Below are 13,822 nucleotides of genomic sequence, written 5' to 3'. Positions count from 1 at the left end.
CCGCCGTCTTTCCGCGGAAGGGCGGCGGCTGCTAGGACTTCAGCCGCCAACCGGTCCTGAAGATCAGCCGGACGGCGACGATGCAGGCCGCCAGGAAGCCGAGCGTGATGCCCAGGCTCAACCCCACGCCTACGTCTGAGACGCCGTAGAAGCTCCAGCGGAAACCGCTCACCAGGTAGACCACCGGGTTAGCCAAGGCCACCGTGCGCCAGAACGGCGGCAGCATGGTGATTGAATAGAAGCTGCCGCCGAGGAAGGTCAGAGGCGTCAGAATCATCATCGGAATGATCGACAGCTTCTCCCAGCCGTCCGCCCAAATTCCGATGATGAAGCCGAAGAGCGCGAAGGCTACCGAGGTCAGGACGAGAAAGCCCGCCGCCCAGAACGGGTGCGCGATCTCGAAGGGCACAAAGAGTCGCGCCGTCGCCAGGATGATCAATCCCAGGAGGATCGATTTCGACGCCGCCGCGCCCACATAGCCGAGCAACGCCTCGGTGGCCGAAACCGGCGCCGACAACAGCTCATAGATCGTGCCTGAGAATTTCGGCATGTAGATGCCGAAGGACCCGTTCGACACGCTCTCGGTCAGGATCGACAGCATGATCAGGCCGGGCACGATGAAGGCGCCGTAGCTGATGCCATCGACCGAGGCGATCCGGCTGCCGATCGCCGCGCCGAAGACGATGAAATAGAGCGAGGTGGTGATCACCGGCGTCGCGATCGACTGCACCAGGGTGCGGAAGGTCCGCGCCATCTCAAAGCGATAGATCGCCCGCACGGCGTACCAGTTCATGGAGGCGCTCATCTGGCTCATCGGGCGCCCCGCACGAGGTTGACAAATATCTCCTCCAGCGAGGACTGGTCAGTCTTCAGGTCTTTGAAGTCGAGGCCCGCGTCGTGCAGCCGGCGCAGGAGGCCGGCGATGCCCGTCTCCTCGGCGGCGGTGTCGAAGGTGTAGACCAACTCGTGGCCGTCGCCGGCCAGCGCCAGGTTGTAGGCCTCGAGGCCCGCCGGGATCGCTTCCAGCGGCGCCTGCAGCTGCAGGGTCAGCTGCTTCTTGCCGAGCTTGCGCATCAGGACGGCCTTGTCCTCCACCAGCACCAACTCGCCGTGAGTGATCACGCCTATCCGGTCGGCCATTTCCTCGGCCTCTTCGATGTAGTGGGTGGTCAGGATGATGGTCACGCCGCGCTCGCGCAGCCCGCGGACCATCTCCCACATCTCCCGGCGCAGATCGACGTCGACCCCGGCGGTGGGTTCGTCGAGGAACAGGATGTCAGGTTCGTGGCTCAGCGCCTTGGCGATCATCACCCGGCGCTTCATGCCGCCGGAGAGGGCCATGATCTTGGCGTCCTTCTTGTCCCACAGGGACAGGTCGCGCAGCACCTTCTCGCACCAGGCCGGGTTCGGCGGCTTGCCGAACAGGCCGCGGCTGAAGTTGACCGTCGCCCACACCGTCTCAAAGGCGTCGGTCGACAGTTCCTGGGGCACCAGGCCGATCTTCGCGCGCGCCGCGCGATAGTCGCGGACGATGTCATGGCCGTCGGCGAGCACCTGGCCGGTGGTCGGATTGACGATGCCGCAGGTGATGCCGATCAGCGTCGTCTTGCCCGCGCCATTGGGGCCAAGAAGCGCGAAAATCTCGCCGCGCTCGATATCCAGGTTCACCGACTTCAACGCCTGGAACCCGCCCTTGTAGATCTTGGACAGGTTGGTGATCTGGATGATCGGCGCCACGGGCTCTCCAAAGCTTGGCTGCGGGACCGTTACCTAGGGTTTCGCCCACAGGATCGCCAGGGCCTCGCTGGCGTCTTCTGAGCCTCGCGCCATAGCCAGGACCGGCGTATCGGCGGCGAACCGGGCGATGGCCGCCACTGTCTCGATAAAGTCGGGATGGTCAGGCCCGCCGCTCTCGCTCGCGACCACGGCCGCGACGGGCAACCCACGCGCCCGCATCACCTCCAGCGCGGTCAGGGCATGGCTGATCGCACCCAGGTAGCTCCCCGTCACGAGGAAACTCGGCGCGGCCAGCGCCATCATCAGGTCCAGCCCCAGACCATCGTCGGCGATCGGTGACATCAGCCCGCCGACACCTTCGACCAGGGCCAGATCGACCGGCTCCGCCAGAGCGTCGCGGCAGGCCTCGACCATGGGCGCCAAGGGCAGGGTCTGTCCCTCCAGCGCCGCGGCCATCGGTGGGGCCAGCGGGGCGGCGAACCGCCAGGGCGAGATGGTCGCAATGTCCTCCCCCGGTCGCCCGAGCGCGGCCAGCAGTCGGCCGGGATCGCTGCCAGCGTGGTCTTCGGGGTCCAGACCGCTGACAACCGGTTTGAAGGCGCTGACGCTCAAGCCCTGGCGGATCGCCGTGCGGATCAAGGCGCAGGAGAACCATGTCTTGCCCACGTCGGTGTGAGCGCCTGCGACGAAAATCTTCACCGCGAAACCCAAGGCCGCACCGCCTCCGCCAGCCGGTCGATCGCCTCGTCCGGATGACCGGCGCTGAAGGCGAGGCGCAGGCGGGCGGTGCCGGCGGGCACGGTCGGCGGGCGGATCGCCACGGCCAGAAGCCCTTGCGATTCCAGGTCGCGGGCGGCGGCCAGGGCGGTCGCGGACTCGCCCAGCAGGATCGGCACGATGGCGCTCGTCGCCTCCGGCAGGTTGAGCGCGCTGGTGAACCGCCGCGCCTTGGCCAGCGGCCGGGCGACCAGATCGGGGTCGCTCTCGATGATCTCCAGGGCGGCCAGCGCCGCGGCCGCGCTCGCGGGCGGCAGGCCGGTCGTGTAGACGAAGGTTCGGGCGCGGGACTTGATGAGGTCGATCACCGGCTGGGTCGCGCAGACATAGGCGCCGTAGCCGCCGATCGCCTTGGAGAAGGTGCCCATCGCCAGGTCGATGCGCGCCTGGGGAAACAGCCGGCCCACGCCGGCGCCGTCGCCGACGACCCCCAGGCCATGGGCGTCGTCCACCAGCAGCCAGGCGTCGTGGGCCCGGGCCACCGCGCTGATCTCGTCCAGCGGGGCGATGTCGCCGTCCATCGAGAACACGCCATCGGTCGCCACCAGCGCTCGCGTCGCTGACCCCCGATGTTCGGTCAGGAGTTCGGCCAGGTGCTCGGCGTCGTTGTGGCGGAAGGCCAGCGCCTTGGCCCCGGATAGCTTTGCGCCGCTCCAGATGCAGGCGTGCGCGAGCGCATCCACCAGGATCAGGTCGTCCGGCCCGATGATCGTCGGGATGATGCCGGTGTTGGCGAGATAGCCGGACCCGAAGACGCAGGCGGCGTCGGCGCCCTTCAGCGCCGCAAGGCGGGCTTCCAGGGGAGCGAAGATCGGATGGTCGCCGGTCACCAGCCGCGAGGCCCCGGAGCCTGCGCCATAGGCCTCCACCGCGGCGATGGCGGCGGCCTTGACCTTGGGATGGTGCGACAGGTTCAGGTAGTCGTTGCAGGAGAACGAGATCAGCGTCTGGCTGTCGCGCTCGATGAAGATATCGTCGAACCGCCGGCCCGGCTTCAGCCGCCGCAGCAGGCTTCTGGCCTCCAGCTCGTCGATTTTCGCTTGCGCGAATGCAGTCAGGGTGTCGATCACCGGCAGATCAATGCCCCAAGGGCCAAGGAAAGTCATGACCCAGCCCAAATGGCTGATCGAAGGCGCGCCGCATGTCTGGCGGCCCTACAGCCAGATGAAGACCGCCCGCCCGCCGCTCGCCGTCGCCCGCACCGAAGGCCGCCGGCTGATCCTCGAGGACGGCCGCGAACTGGTGGACGGGATCGCGTCCTGGTGGACGGCCTGCCACGGCTACAACCACCCGCACATCCGCGGCGCCGTCGAGGACCAGTTGGCGCGCGCGCCGCACGTCATGTTCGGAGGCCTGGCGCACGAACCGGCCTATCGTCTGGCCAAACGGCTGGCCGACCTGCTGCCGGGCGACCTGAACCACGTCTTCTTCGCCGAAAGCGGCTCGGTCTCCGTCGAGATCGCCATGAAGATGGCGCTGCAATATTGGATCAACCGCGGCGCGGTGGGCCGCACGCGCTTCGCGGCCTTCCTCGGCGGCTATCACGGCGACACCCTGGCCACCATGACGGTTTGCGATCCGGAAGAGGGGATGCACGCCCTGTTCGCCGGCGTCCTGCCCGCCCAGCACGTCGTGCCCCTGCCCGTCGACGATGAGTCCGAGGCCGAGCTGGACGCCTTCTTGGCCGAGCGCGGCGGCGAGATCGCCGCCCTGATCGTCGAGCCTCGCGTCCAGGGCGCCGGCGGCATGCTGTTCCACGACGACGACGTCCTGCGCCGCCTCCGCCGGCTCTGCGACTGGCACGGCCAGCTCCTGATCTTCGATGAGATCTTCGTGGGCTTCGGCCGCACCGGCGACCTCTTCGCCTGCGAAGGTTCCGGCGTGACGCCCGACATCATCACGCTCTCCAAGTCGCTGACCGGCGGCGCCCTGCCCCTGTCGGCGGCCATCGCCAACGACAAGGTGTTCGAGGCCTTCTGGTCGGACGACGCCAGCGCGGCCCTGATGCACGGACCTACCTATATGGGAAATCCTCTGGCCTGCGCCGCGGCCAACGCCTCGCTGGATATCTTCGAGACCGGCGCCTGGCGCGCCCAGGTCGCCCGGATCGAGACCCGGCTGGCGGACGGGCTCACCCCCTGTCGCGCCGCGCCGGGGGTGGTCGATGTGCGGGTGAAGGGTGCGATCGGCGTGGTCGAATTCGCCCAGGCGGTCGACGCTGGCGCGCTCTGCGATCGCTTCGCCCAGGAGGGCGTCTGGATCCGCCCCATGGGCAAGGTGGTCTATCTCACGCCGGCCTTCACCATCACCAACGCCGAGCTCGACCAGCTGACCAGCGCGATCTGTCGCGTGGTGACGGGCTGATGTGGCGCGCCATGCGCGATGCCGACCTCGCCGGCGTGGTCCGGGTCGCCGCGGCGTCCTTTCCTGACCATTTCGAGAGTCTCGCCTGTTTCGCCGAGCGTCTCGCGCTTAGCCCCGACCTTTGCTTCGCGCTGGAGCTGGAGGGCGCGGTCGAGGGCTATCTGATCGCCTACCCCTGGCAGCTGGGTCAAATCCCGCCGCTGAACAGCCTCCTGGGCGGCCTGCCGGCCGACCGCGAGAACGTCTACCTGCACGACCTGGCGCTCGCGCCGGCGGCTCGCGGCGGCGGCCACACCCGCACGGTGGTCGAGGCGCTCGCGCGCGCGGCGCACAGCCTGGGGGCCGCGACGCTTAGCTTGGTCTCGGTGAACGACTCCCAGGCCTTCTGGCGGGGCATGGGATTTCGCGTTGAACAGAGCGACGCCCTGGCCGTGAAGCTCGCCAGCTACGGCCCGGACGCCCGCTACATGGTCCGGCCGCTCTAGAGCGTCGCCGAGGCCATGGTCATCGGCCGCATCCCGAGGTCGGCCAGCAGCAGCTCATCCGTCGACTTTTCCGGGTTGCCCGCGGTCAGCAGTTTCGAGCCGACGAAGATCGAATTGGCCCCGGCCATGAAGGCGAGCGCCTGCAGTTCGCGGCTCATGGTCTCGCGACCGGCCGACAGACGCACGACCGACTTCGGGCAGACCAGGCGGGCGACCGCGATCATCCGGACAAACTCCAGGCCGTCGACCGGCGGGGCGTCGCCCAGCGGCGTGCCGGGGATGGGGATCAGGTCATTGATCGGCAGGCTGTCGGGGTGGGCCGGTAGGGTCGCCAGCTGGTGCAGCAGGCCGGCGCGGTCGCGGCGCGTCTCGCCCATGCCGACGATGCCGCCGCAGCAGGTGCTAATGCCGGCGTCGCGCACGGCCTCCAGGGTGTCCAGACGGTCCTGGTAGGTCCGGGTGGTGACGACCTTGTCGTAGTAGTCCGGGCCGGTGTCGAGGTTGTGGTTGTAGTAGTCGAGGCCGGCGTCCTTCAGGGCGGTCGCCTGGTGCGGCGTCAGCATGCCCAGCGTCGCGCAGGTCTCGAGACCCAGCGCCTTCACCCCGGCGATCATGGCCGAGACCTTCGGCAGATCGCGGTCCTTCAGGTCGCGCCAGGCGGCGCCCATGCAGAAGCGCTGCGCGCCGCCAGCCTTGGCCTCCATGGCCTGGACGATGACGTTCTGCACCTCCATCAGCTTCGACGCCGGCACTCCGGTTTCGAAGGCCGCCGATTGGCTGCAGTAGCCGCAGTTCTCGGCGCAACCGCCGGTCTTCACCGAAAGCAGTTGCGAAAGTTGCACTTCCGTCGGATCGAACCAGCGCCGATGAATTTCCGCGGCGCGGAAGACCAGTTCGGTGAACGGTATGTCGAACAGCGCCTCGACCTCGTCCAAGGTCCAGTCGTGGCGCGGTTCAGCGGGATCCAGGCGGATGGCGGCATTGAGGACAGGCGCGTTCATGGAACCCTCCGGCGACGGATCAGCATGCCATAGCGCGGCCCGTGCGCGAACCGCAACCACATGAGCAAGCGTGCGCCACCGTCAGAGCCCGAAGAAGTCGAACTGAAGCTCCTGCTCGATCCCGCGGACGTCGAGACGATCCTGGCGGCCGCGCCGGCCGGCGAAGAGGTGACCCGCGAGCTCGTCTCCGTATATTTCGACACCGCCGATCGGGTCCTGCAGCAGGCCGGCGTCTCACTGCGCGTGCGCGATGGCACGGGCCGCCACGTCCAGACCCTGAAGCGCGGCTTTGGCGTCGCGAGGCAGGAATATGAGGTCGAGACCCCGACCTTCGCCCCCGATCCGCGCATGCCGGTGCTGCGTCGGCTCCTGAAGCAGGCCGCCGACCCCACCTTGCGGCCGCTGTTCAGCGTGGCCGTCACCCGCCGTCAGCGGACCTTGAGCTTCGCCGGCGCCACAATCGAACTGGCCCTCGACGAAGGAGAGCTGCGCGCTGGCCGGGTGACGCGGCCAATCCACGAGCTGGAGCTCGAATTGAAGGCGGGTCCCCGGGCGGCGCTCTTTGCGCTCGCCCAGGCCGTCGGCGAAGCCGCCCCGCTTTACCTGTCCTTCGACACCAAGGCCGCGCGCGGCCAGGCGCTCGCGGCTGGAGAGGACGACGTCACGCCGCCCGTCGTGCGGCTGGACGCCGGCGCAAGCGCCCTGACCGCCTTTCAGGCGATCGCCGGGCGTAATCTGGGCCGCCTGGCCTCCGCCGCCAACCAATTCCGTGTCACGCCGCTGGCGGCCCGACCCGTCCATCAGCTGCGCGTCGCGGTCCGCACTCTGCGGAGCGCGCTCGACGCCTACGCCGCGATCCTGGGCGATGGCGAGGACATTAGGCTGGATGGCGAGCTCAAATGGCTGGCTAAGTCCTGCGACCGTCTCCGTGACCTCGACGTCTTCCTGACTGAAACAGTCGAGCCGGCCAGGCCAGGTGACGCCGCCCTGGCGGAGCTTACCGAGCTCGTCCTCGCCGCCCGGCAAGCCGCCGCCGCCCAGTTGCTGGACGCGGTCAGCGGTCCGCGCTTCAGGACCCTCGTCATCGATTTCGCCCGATGGCTCGAGACCGGCGCCTGGCTGGAGGATTCAGCCCGCGCCGGAATGCGCGACCGCCCAGCCCAGGCCTTCGCCGCCAAGATCCTGGCGAAAGGCCGAAGGCGCCTGCTGAAGAAATCGAAGGGCCTGGCCAAGCTGGCGCCGGACGATCGGCATCGCGCCCGGATCGCCGCCAAGAAGCTCCGCTATGCGGCGGAGGGCGCGGCCGCGCTCTATCCGAAGCGCAAAACCAAGGGCTTGATCGAGGCGTTGAAGGCGATGCAGGCGGCCCTGGGTTCGCTGAATGACATCTCGGCCGCACGGAGGTTGGTGCAGTCCCTCGCGCCATCACCGGCGGCGGCCGAGGCTGCGCTACGATTGATCGAGACCCAGGCCCAGGATGAGGGCGTGCTGCTCGCCCAGGCGGCCAAGGGGCTGAAAGCCGTCCGCCGCGCCCGTCTTCCGGGATGATATAAGGAAGTCTTTATGTCTCGGTTGCGCCGTGGGCGCGCCGCCGGTATAGACCGCCTCAAAGCTCGCCCGTGCTGTCCGCCGGGCGCCCTCGCCGCAAGGACAAGACATGACCGACTATATCGTGAAGGATCTCTCGCTCGCCGACTGGGGCCGCAAGGAACTGGATATCGCCGAGACCGAGATGCCCGGCCTGATGGCGGTGCGCGCCGAGTTCGCCAAGGACCAGCCGCTGAAGGGCGCCCGGATCGCGGGCTCCTTGCACATGACGATCCAGACCGGTGTCCTGATCGAGACCCTCCAGGCCCTCGGCGCCGATGTGCGCTGGGCCTCGTGCAACATCTTTTCGACCCAGGACCACGCCGCCGCCGCCATCGCGGTGAAGGGCACCCCGGTCTTCGCCATCAAGGGCGAGACCCTGATCGAGTACTGGGAATACGCCCACAAGATCTTCGAATGGTCGGACGGCGGCTATCCGAACCTGATCCTCGACGACGGCGGCGACGCGACGCTGCTTTGCGTGCTGGGTCCCAAGGCCGAGAAGGATCCGACGATCCTCAACAAGCCGACCAACGAGGAAGAAGAAGCGCTCTTCACCGTTATGAAGCGCTACCTCAAGGAGAAGCCCGGCTTCTATTCGGCGATCCGCGACGCCTGCAAGGGCGTGTCGGAAGAGACCACCACGGGCGTTCACCGCCTCTACCAGATGGCCGAGCGCGGCGAGCTGCCGTTCCCGGCGATCAACGTCAACGACAGCGTCACCAAGTCGAAGTTCGACAATCTCTACGGCTGCCGCGAGAGCCTGGTCGACGCCATCCGTCGCGGCACCGACGTGATGCTGGCCGGCAAGGTCGCCGTGGTCCTGGGCTATGGCGACGTGGGCAAGGGCTCGGCGGCCTCGCTGCGCAACGGCGGCGCGCGCGTCATCGTCACCGAGATCGACCCGATCTGCGCCCTGCAGGCGGCCATGGAGGGCTATGAGGTCCAGACCATGGACGACGTCGCCGACAAGGCTGACATCTTCGTCACGGCGACGGGCAACAAGGACGTGCTGACCGTCGACCACATGCGGCGGATGAAGAACAACGCCATCGTCGCCAACATCGGCCACTTCGATTCCGAGATCCAGGTCGCGGGCCTGAAGAACTTCAAGTGGGACAAGATCAAGGATCAGGTCCACCACGTCGAATTCCCCGACGGCAAGAAGATCATCCTGCTGTCGGAAGGCCGCCTGGTGAACCTGGGCAACGCCACGGGCCACCCAAGCTTCGTGATGAGCGCCTCCTTCACCAACCAGACCCTGGCGCAGATCGAGCTGTGGGTGAACGGCGCCCAGTACGAGACCAAGGTCTACACCCTGCCCAAGCACCTCGATGAAAAGGTCGCCATGCTGCACCTGGGCAAGCTGGGCGCGAAGCTTACCAAGCTGTCGAAGGACCAGGCTGACTATATCGGCGTGACCGTCGAGGGCCCGTTCAAGCCCGAGCACTACCGCTACTAGGACCATGGCCGAGATCCACGGACACGCCGACCCGCGGTTCCACGCCGTGCGCGAGGCCTTCGCCCAGTCTTTCGACTCGGGCGAGGAGCTGGGCGCGCGGTTCTCGGCGGTGCTGGAGGGCGAGGTCGTCATCGACCTCTTGGGCGGCCATGCTGATCGCGCCCAGACCGAGCCGTTCGGCGAGCGGACGCTGACGACGCTGTTCTCGTCGACCAAGGCGCTGGCGGCGCTGATGGTGGCGCGGCTCGTCGACCAGGGCCGGCTGTCCTATGAGCAGCGCGTCGCCGAGGTCTGGCCGGAGTTTGGCCAGATGGGCAAGGAGGCGCTGACCGTCGGCCAGGTGATGTCGCACCAGGGCGGGCTGTCGGGCTTTCCCGAGGAGATGGACCCGGCCGAGTACTTCGACTGGGACGCCATCTGCGCCAAGCTGGCGGCCATGGCGCCCCTGTGGCCGCCGGGCACGGCCAGCGGCTATCACCCGATCACCTTCGGCTATCTGGCGGGCGAGATCTTCCGGCGGGTGGATGGACGGACCCTGGGGACGGCGCTGCGGCAGGACCTGTGCGAGCCGCTGGGCCTCGACATCTGGATCGGGCTGCCGGACGCCGAGTTCGACCGGGTCGCCGAGATGGACAAGCCACGGGCCCTGCCGCGGTTCGGCGAGATCAATCCGGCCACCAAGGCGGCGTTCCTGACGCCGTGGTCGCAGCCGGCGTCGAAGAACGCGCGGGCGTGGCGGAAGATGGAGATCCCCTCGGCCAACGGGCACGCCACGGCGATCGCGCTGGCGCGGCTGTTCGGGGCGGTGGCGGGCGATGGCTGGCTGGACGGGGTGCAGGTGCTGTCGCCGCACGCGCGGGACGAGGCGGCGCGCAGCCGCATCCGCGGGCAGGACCTGGTGCTGCCGTTCGAGATGAGCTGGGGCGCGGGCTTCATGCGCAATGAGGCGGTGCACCCCTGGGGGCCGGGGAACCAGAGCTTCGGGCATTCGGGATGGGGCGGCAGCTGCGTGTTCGCCGATCCAGAGATCAAGCTGGCCTGCGGCTATGTGATGAACCGCCAGACCGCCGAACTGCTGGGCGACGCCAGGCCCAAGCGGCTGATCGAGGCGCTCTACGCGGCGCTGTGAGCCCGGCGGCTGGCCCGCCAGGCGCCGTAGGCGAAGACCGCGGCGCCGGTCCAGATGAAGATGAAGGACACGCCGCGCAGGGCGCTGAACGCCTCGCCCTGGGCGATGCCGATCACGAAGGTGATGCAGGGCGCGATGAACTGCAGGAAGCCCATCATCGACAGCGGCAACCGGCGCGCCGCCCAGGCGAACAGCGCCAGCGGCAGGGCGGTCAGTGGCCCGCAGATCAGCAGCAGGCCGGCGAGCGCCGGCGAATGCAGGAAGTGGCCCTCCCCGCTCGCCTCCAGCCAGATGGCGTAGGGCAGGGCGAAGACGATGAGGATCAGGCACTCGATCGCCAGGCCCGTCTGGCCGTCGACGGCGACGCGCTTGCGCACGATTCCATAGACCAGGAACGAGAAGGCCAGGAACAGCGACATCAGCGGCAGGTGGCCGAGCGCCACGGTCTGCAGGGTGACGCCGACGGCGGCCAGGGCCACGGCGGCGTACTGCAGCCGGCCCAAACGCTCGCGGAACAGGATCGCGCCGGCCGCCATGTTGAGCATCGGCAGGATGTAGTAGCCGAGGCTGGTCTCCAGCACGTGGCCGTTGTTGACCGACCAGATGAAGCCGATCCAGTTCAGTGAAATTAGGGTCGCCGACAGCACCAGCAAAGCCATGGTCCGCGGCTGGCGCAACGCCGCCTTCAGCTCCGGCCCCTGCTTGGCCATCAGCACCATGACCAGGGCGGCGGGCAGGCCCCAGACCACGCGGTGGACCAGGATCTCCCAGGCGCCGGCGCCCAGGCGTCCCGCCAGCTGGAAGGCCAGCGGGATCAGACCCCACATGGTGTAGGTGATGACCGCCGCGACCAGCGCCTGGCGCGATGAGCCAGACGTGGTCGGCGACGTCATGGCCCTAGAAACGGGAATATGCAGACGCGAGCGTCTGAATATTCCCGTTTCGGGATTCTAAAGTTGAGCGCGGTCTGATCGCAAAACCGGCTTCCACTTTTGCGGACCGCGCTCAGGCCGGGGCCTTGGTCTTGATCAGGCCGCGCTCGTGCAGGAGCTCGGCGATCTGGACGGCGTTGAGGGCCGCGCCCTTGCGCAGGTTGTCGGCGACGACCCACAGGTTCAGGCCGTGCTCGACGGTCGGATCGTTGCGGATCCGCGAGACGAACACCGGGAACTCGCCCTGGGCTTCTTTCGGCGTGATGTAGCCGGTCTCGTCGCGCTTATCGATCACCACCAGGCCCGGCGATTCCCGCAGGAGGTCGCGCGCCTCGTCCTCGTCCAGGGCCTCGTGGAACTCGATGTTCACGGCCTCGGAGTGACCGACCATCACCGGCACCCGCACGCAGGTGACGGTAAGCTTGATGTCGGCGTCGATGATCTTGTGGGTCTCGTTCCACATCTTGTGCTCTTCGTCGGTGTAGCCGTCGTCCTTGAAGGCGCCGATGAAGGGGATGACGTTGAACGCGATCTGCTTGGGGAACTTCTTGGGCGGGGTGGCGCCCAGGACGAAGACGTTCTTCGTCTGGTCGAACAGCTCGTCCATGCCTTCCTTGCCCGCGCCGGAGACCGACTGGTAGGTCGAGACCACCACGCGCTTGATCTTGGCGCGGTCGTGCAGCGGCTTCAGCGCCACGACCAGCTGGGCGGTGGAGCAGTTGGGGTTGGCGATGATGTTCTTGCGGCCCGCATAGCTGACGGCGTCAGGGTTCACCTCCGGCACGATCAGCGGCACGTCGGGGTCCATGCGGAACGCCGAGGAGTTGTCGATGACGATGGGGCCGGCGGCGCCGATCTTGGGCGACCACTCCTTGGAGAAGGCCCCGGAGACGCTCATCAGCACGAGGTCGACGGTGGAGAAGTCGAACTTCTCGACGTCTTCGCAAGGCACGATCTTCTCGCCGAAGGAGACTTGCACGCCAATGGATTTGCGCGAGGCGATCGCGTGAATTTTCTCCACGGGGAAGTTCACTTCCTCGAGGATGTTCAGCATTTCACGGCCCACGTTGCCCGTGGCGCCGACGACGGCGACCCGGTAACCCATTGGAGATCTCCTAGCCTAGATAAGGGAGCGTTCCCGTACGCTCTCGACGCACGGGATGCAAATGGAACCCCGAATTTGACCGTCATAGCCGGGCTTGTCCCGGTAATGACGACCTAGATTATTTACAGCGCGGCCAGCACCGCGTCGGTCATCTGGGTGGTGCCCATCTCACCGCCGAGGTCGCGGGTGCGCGCGCCGCCCTCGAGGGCCTTCTCGACGGCGGCCTTCAGCCGGTCGGCGTCGGCGGCGCGGTCGAGCGACCAGCGCAGCGCCATCTCGAAGGACAGGATCGCCGCCAGCGGATTGGCCAGGCCCTGGCCCGCGATATCCGGCGCCGAGCCGTGGATCGGCTCATAGAGGCCGGGCTTGCCGGGATCGCCGAGCGCCGCCGAGGGCAACATGCCGAGCGAGCCGGTCAGCTGGGCGGAGATGTCGGAGAGGATGTCGCCGAACAGGTTGTCCATGACCATGACGTCGAACTGCTGGGGATTGCGCACGATCTGCATGGCGGCGTTGTCGGCCAGGATGTGGGTCAGCTCGACATCGGCGTAGTCGCGCTTGTGCAGGGCCTCGACCACCTCGCGCCAGAGCAGGCCGGACTCCATGACGTTGGACTTCTCAGCGCTGGCCACCTTGTTGCGGCGGCCGCGGGCCAGCTCGAAGGCGACGCGGGCGACGCGCTCGATCTCGCTGGTCGTATAGACCTGGGTGTCGAAGCCGCGCTGCTGGCCATTGGCGAGCGTCTCGATGCCGCGCGGCTGGCCGAAATAGACCCCGCCGGTCAGCTCGCGCACGATCATCAGGTCCAGGCCCTCGACCACCTCGCGCTTCAGCGACGAGGCGTCGGCCAGCGGGCCGAAGCACAGGGCTGGCCTAAGGTTCGCATAGACCTTCATCTCCGAGCGCAGGCGCAGCAACGCCGCCTCCGGCCGCTTGTCGCGCGGCGCGGACGCCCATTGCGGGCCGCCGACGGCGCCCATGAGCACCGCCTTCGAGGCCATGGCGGCGCTAAGCGTAGCGTCCGAGATCGGCGCGCCCTCGGTGTCATAGGCGATGCCGCCGAACAGCCCCTCGTCCAGCGTCAGGTCCGGCGTCAAGGCTGCGGCCACGCGCTTCACCTCAGCGATCACCTCGGGGCCGATGCCGTCGCCGGGCAGGAGGAACAGGTCGGTCATGGGGGGCTCCCGAAGGGGGTGGAGGTTTGCGTCAGCTTCCTAAGGGAAGACGGCCATGCCCGCAAACC

General features: G+C 67.9%; 13 protein-coding genes. 5 read left to right on the top strand and 8 right to left on the bottom strand.

Features of this window, described 5'->3' with window-relative positions; translation table 11 throughout:
* Positions 1–31 precede the first annotated feature (31 nt).
* The 4 genes from BN1313_RS03255 to bioF are packed head-to-tail and all read right to left on the bottom strand — an operon-like array spanning position 32 to position 3,620.
* The gene (locus BN1313_RS03255) at positions 32–793 is read right to left on the bottom strand and encodes an ABC transporter permease (RefSeq protein WP_091742224.1); all 762 of its coding nucleotides are present in this window, start codon (positions 791–793) and stop codon (positions 32–34) included.
* 17 nt (positions 794–810) lie between these two features.
* Positions 811–1,737, bottom strand: coding sequence for an ABC transporter ATP-binding protein (locus BN1313_RS03250; RefSeq protein ID WP_091736545.1), 927 nt, complete (start codon positions 1,735–1,737; stop codon positions 811–813).
* 33 nt (positions 1,738–1,770) lie between these two features.
* Positions 1,771–2,436, bottom strand: a complete 666-nt coding sequence (bioD, locus tag BN1313_RS03245; protein ID WP_091742221.1) for a dethiobiotin synthase — start codon at positions 2,434–2,436, stop codon at positions 1,771–1,773.
* Positions 2,433–3,620 (bottom strand): 8-amino-7-oxononanoate synthase, encoded by a 1,188-nt coding sequence (gene bioF / locus BN1313_RS03240; RefSeq protein WP_425414985.1) that lies wholly within the window; start codon positions 3,618–3,620, stop codon positions 2,433–2,435. Before bioF ends, bioD begins: the two co-directional genes overlap by 4 nt.
* Here bioF and BN1313_RS03235 point away from each other — a divergent pair.
* A complete protein-coding gene (locus BN1313_RS03235; RefSeq protein ID WP_091736542.1) occupies positions 3,619–4,878 on the top strand; it encodes an adenosylmethionine--8-amino-7-oxononanoate transaminase in 1,260 nt (419 codons plus the stop codon). The genes bioF and BN1313_RS03235 overlap by 2 nt on opposite strands.
* Before the next feature lie 11 nt (positions 4,879–4,889).
* Positions 4,890–5,363, top strand: a complete 474-nt coding sequence (locus BN1313_RS03230; protein ID WP_091742215.1) for a GNAT family N-acetyltransferase — start codon at positions 4,890–4,892, stop codon at positions 5,361–5,363.
* Here the strand turns inward: BN1313_RS03230 and bioB are convergent.
* Positions 5,360–6,364: a biotin synthase BioB gene (gene bioB, locus BN1313_RS03225; protein ID WP_091736539.1), complete on the bottom strand. Its 1,005-nt coding sequence runs from the start codon at positions 6,362–6,364 to the stop codon at positions 5,360–5,362. The genes BN1313_RS03230 and bioB overlap by 4 nt on opposite strands.
* 60 nt (positions 6,365–6,424) lie before the next feature.
* Between bioB and BN1313_RS03220 the strand changes: the two genes are divergently transcribed.
* From BN1313_RS03220 to BN1313_RS03210, 3 genes are all read left to right on the top strand, one after another.
* Complete coding sequence (locus tag BN1313_RS03220; protein WP_091736536.1) at positions 6,425–7,912, top strand: CYTH and CHAD domain-containing protein; 1,488 nt, start codon at positions 6,425–6,427, stop codon at positions 7,910–7,912.
* A gap of 109 nt (positions 7,913–8,021) precedes the next feature.
* Positions 8,022–9,413 carry an adenosylhomocysteinase gene (gene ahcY, locus BN1313_RS03215; protein WP_091736535.1) on the top strand — a complete coding sequence of 464 codons (1,392 nt, stop codon included), beginning with the start codon at positions 8,022–8,024 and terminating at the stop codon, positions 9,411–9,413.
* Positions 9,414–9,417: 4 nt separating this feature from the next.
* Positions 9,418–10,542 carry a serine hydrolase domain-containing protein gene (locus BN1313_RS03210; RefSeq protein WP_091736532.1) on the top strand — a complete coding sequence of 375 codons (1,125 nt, stop codon included), beginning with the start codon at positions 9,418–9,420 and terminating at the stop codon, positions 10,540–10,542.
* Here BN1313_RS03210 and rarD read toward each other — a convergent pair.
* The 3 genes from rarD to leuB form a co-directional block, all read right to left on the bottom strand.
* Positions 10,527–11,435, bottom strand: coding sequence for an EamA family transporter RarD (gene rarD, locus BN1313_RS03205; RefSeq protein ID WP_091736529.1), 909 nt, complete (start codon positions 11,433–11,435; stop codon positions 10,527–10,529). The genes BN1313_RS03210 and rarD overlap by 16 nt on opposite strands.
* Before the next feature lie 112 nt (positions 11,436–11,547).
* A complete protein-coding gene (locus BN1313_RS03200) occupies positions 11,548–12,579 on the bottom strand; it encodes an aspartate-semialdehyde dehydrogenase (RefSeq protein ID WP_091736526.1) in 1,032 nt (343 codons plus the stop codon).
* Between the two features lie 122 nt (positions 12,580–12,701).
* On the bottom strand, positions 12,702–13,754 hold the full coding sequence (leuB, locus tag BN1313_RS03195) for a 3-isopropylmalate dehydrogenase (RefSeq protein ID WP_091736524.1): 1,053 nt from the start codon (positions 13,752–13,754) through the stop codon (positions 12,702–12,704).
* Positions 13,755–13,822: the final 68 nt, after the last annotated feature.

Source organism: Phenylobacterium immobile (ATCC 35973) (assembly GCF_001375595.1).
Classification (GTDB): domain Bacteria; phylum Pseudomonadota; class Alphaproteobacteria; order Caulobacterales; family Caulobacteraceae; genus Phenylobacterium; species Phenylobacterium immobile.
The sequence above is the reverse complement of the archived record's forward strand: the minus strand, read 5'-3'. Positions and strand labels throughout refer to the sequence as shown.

Coding starts and splice junctions, on each gene's coding strand:
- BN1313_RS03230 (WP_091742215.1), top strand. CDS start 4,890: ATGCGCGATGCCGACCTCGCCGGCGTGGTCCGGGTCGCCGCGGCGTCC.
- BN1313_RS03200 (WP_091736526.1), bottom strand. CDS start 12,579: ATGGGTTACCGGGTCGCCGTCGTCGGCGCCACGGGCAACGTGGGCCGT.
- leuB (WP_091736524.1), bottom strand. CDS start 13,754: ATGACCGACCTGTTCCTCCTGCCCGGCGACGGCATCGGCCCCGAGGTG.
- bioF (WP_425414985.1), bottom strand. CDS start 3,620: ATGACTTTCCTTGGCCCTTGGGGCATTGATCTGCCGGTGATCGACACC.
- ahcY (WP_091736535.1), top strand. CDS start 8,022: ATGACCGACTATATCGTGAAGGATCTCTCGCTCGCCGACTGGGGCCGC.
- BN1313_RS03220 (WP_091736536.1), top strand. CDS start 6,425: ATGAGCAAGCGTGCGCCACCGTCAGAGCCCGAAGAAGTCGAACTGAAG.
- BN1313_RS03255 (WP_091742224.1), bottom strand. CDS start 793: ATGAACTGGTACGCCGTGCGGGCGATCTATCGCTTTGAGATGGCGCGG.
- BN1313_RS03210 (WP_091736532.1), top strand. CDS start 9,418: ATGGCCGAGATCCACGGACACGCCGACCCGCGGTTCCACGCCGTGCGC.
- BN1313_RS03235 (WP_091736542.1), top strand. CDS start 3,619: ATGACCCAGCCCAAATGGCTGATCGAAGGCGCGCCGCATGTCTGGCGG.
- rarD (WP_091736529.1), bottom strand. CDS start 11,435: ATGACGTCGCCGACCACGTCTGGCTCATCGCGCCAGGCGCTGGTCGCG.
- bioB (WP_091736539.1), bottom strand. CDS start 6,364: ATGAACGCGCCTGTCCTCAATGCCGCCATCCGCCTGGATCCCGCTGAA.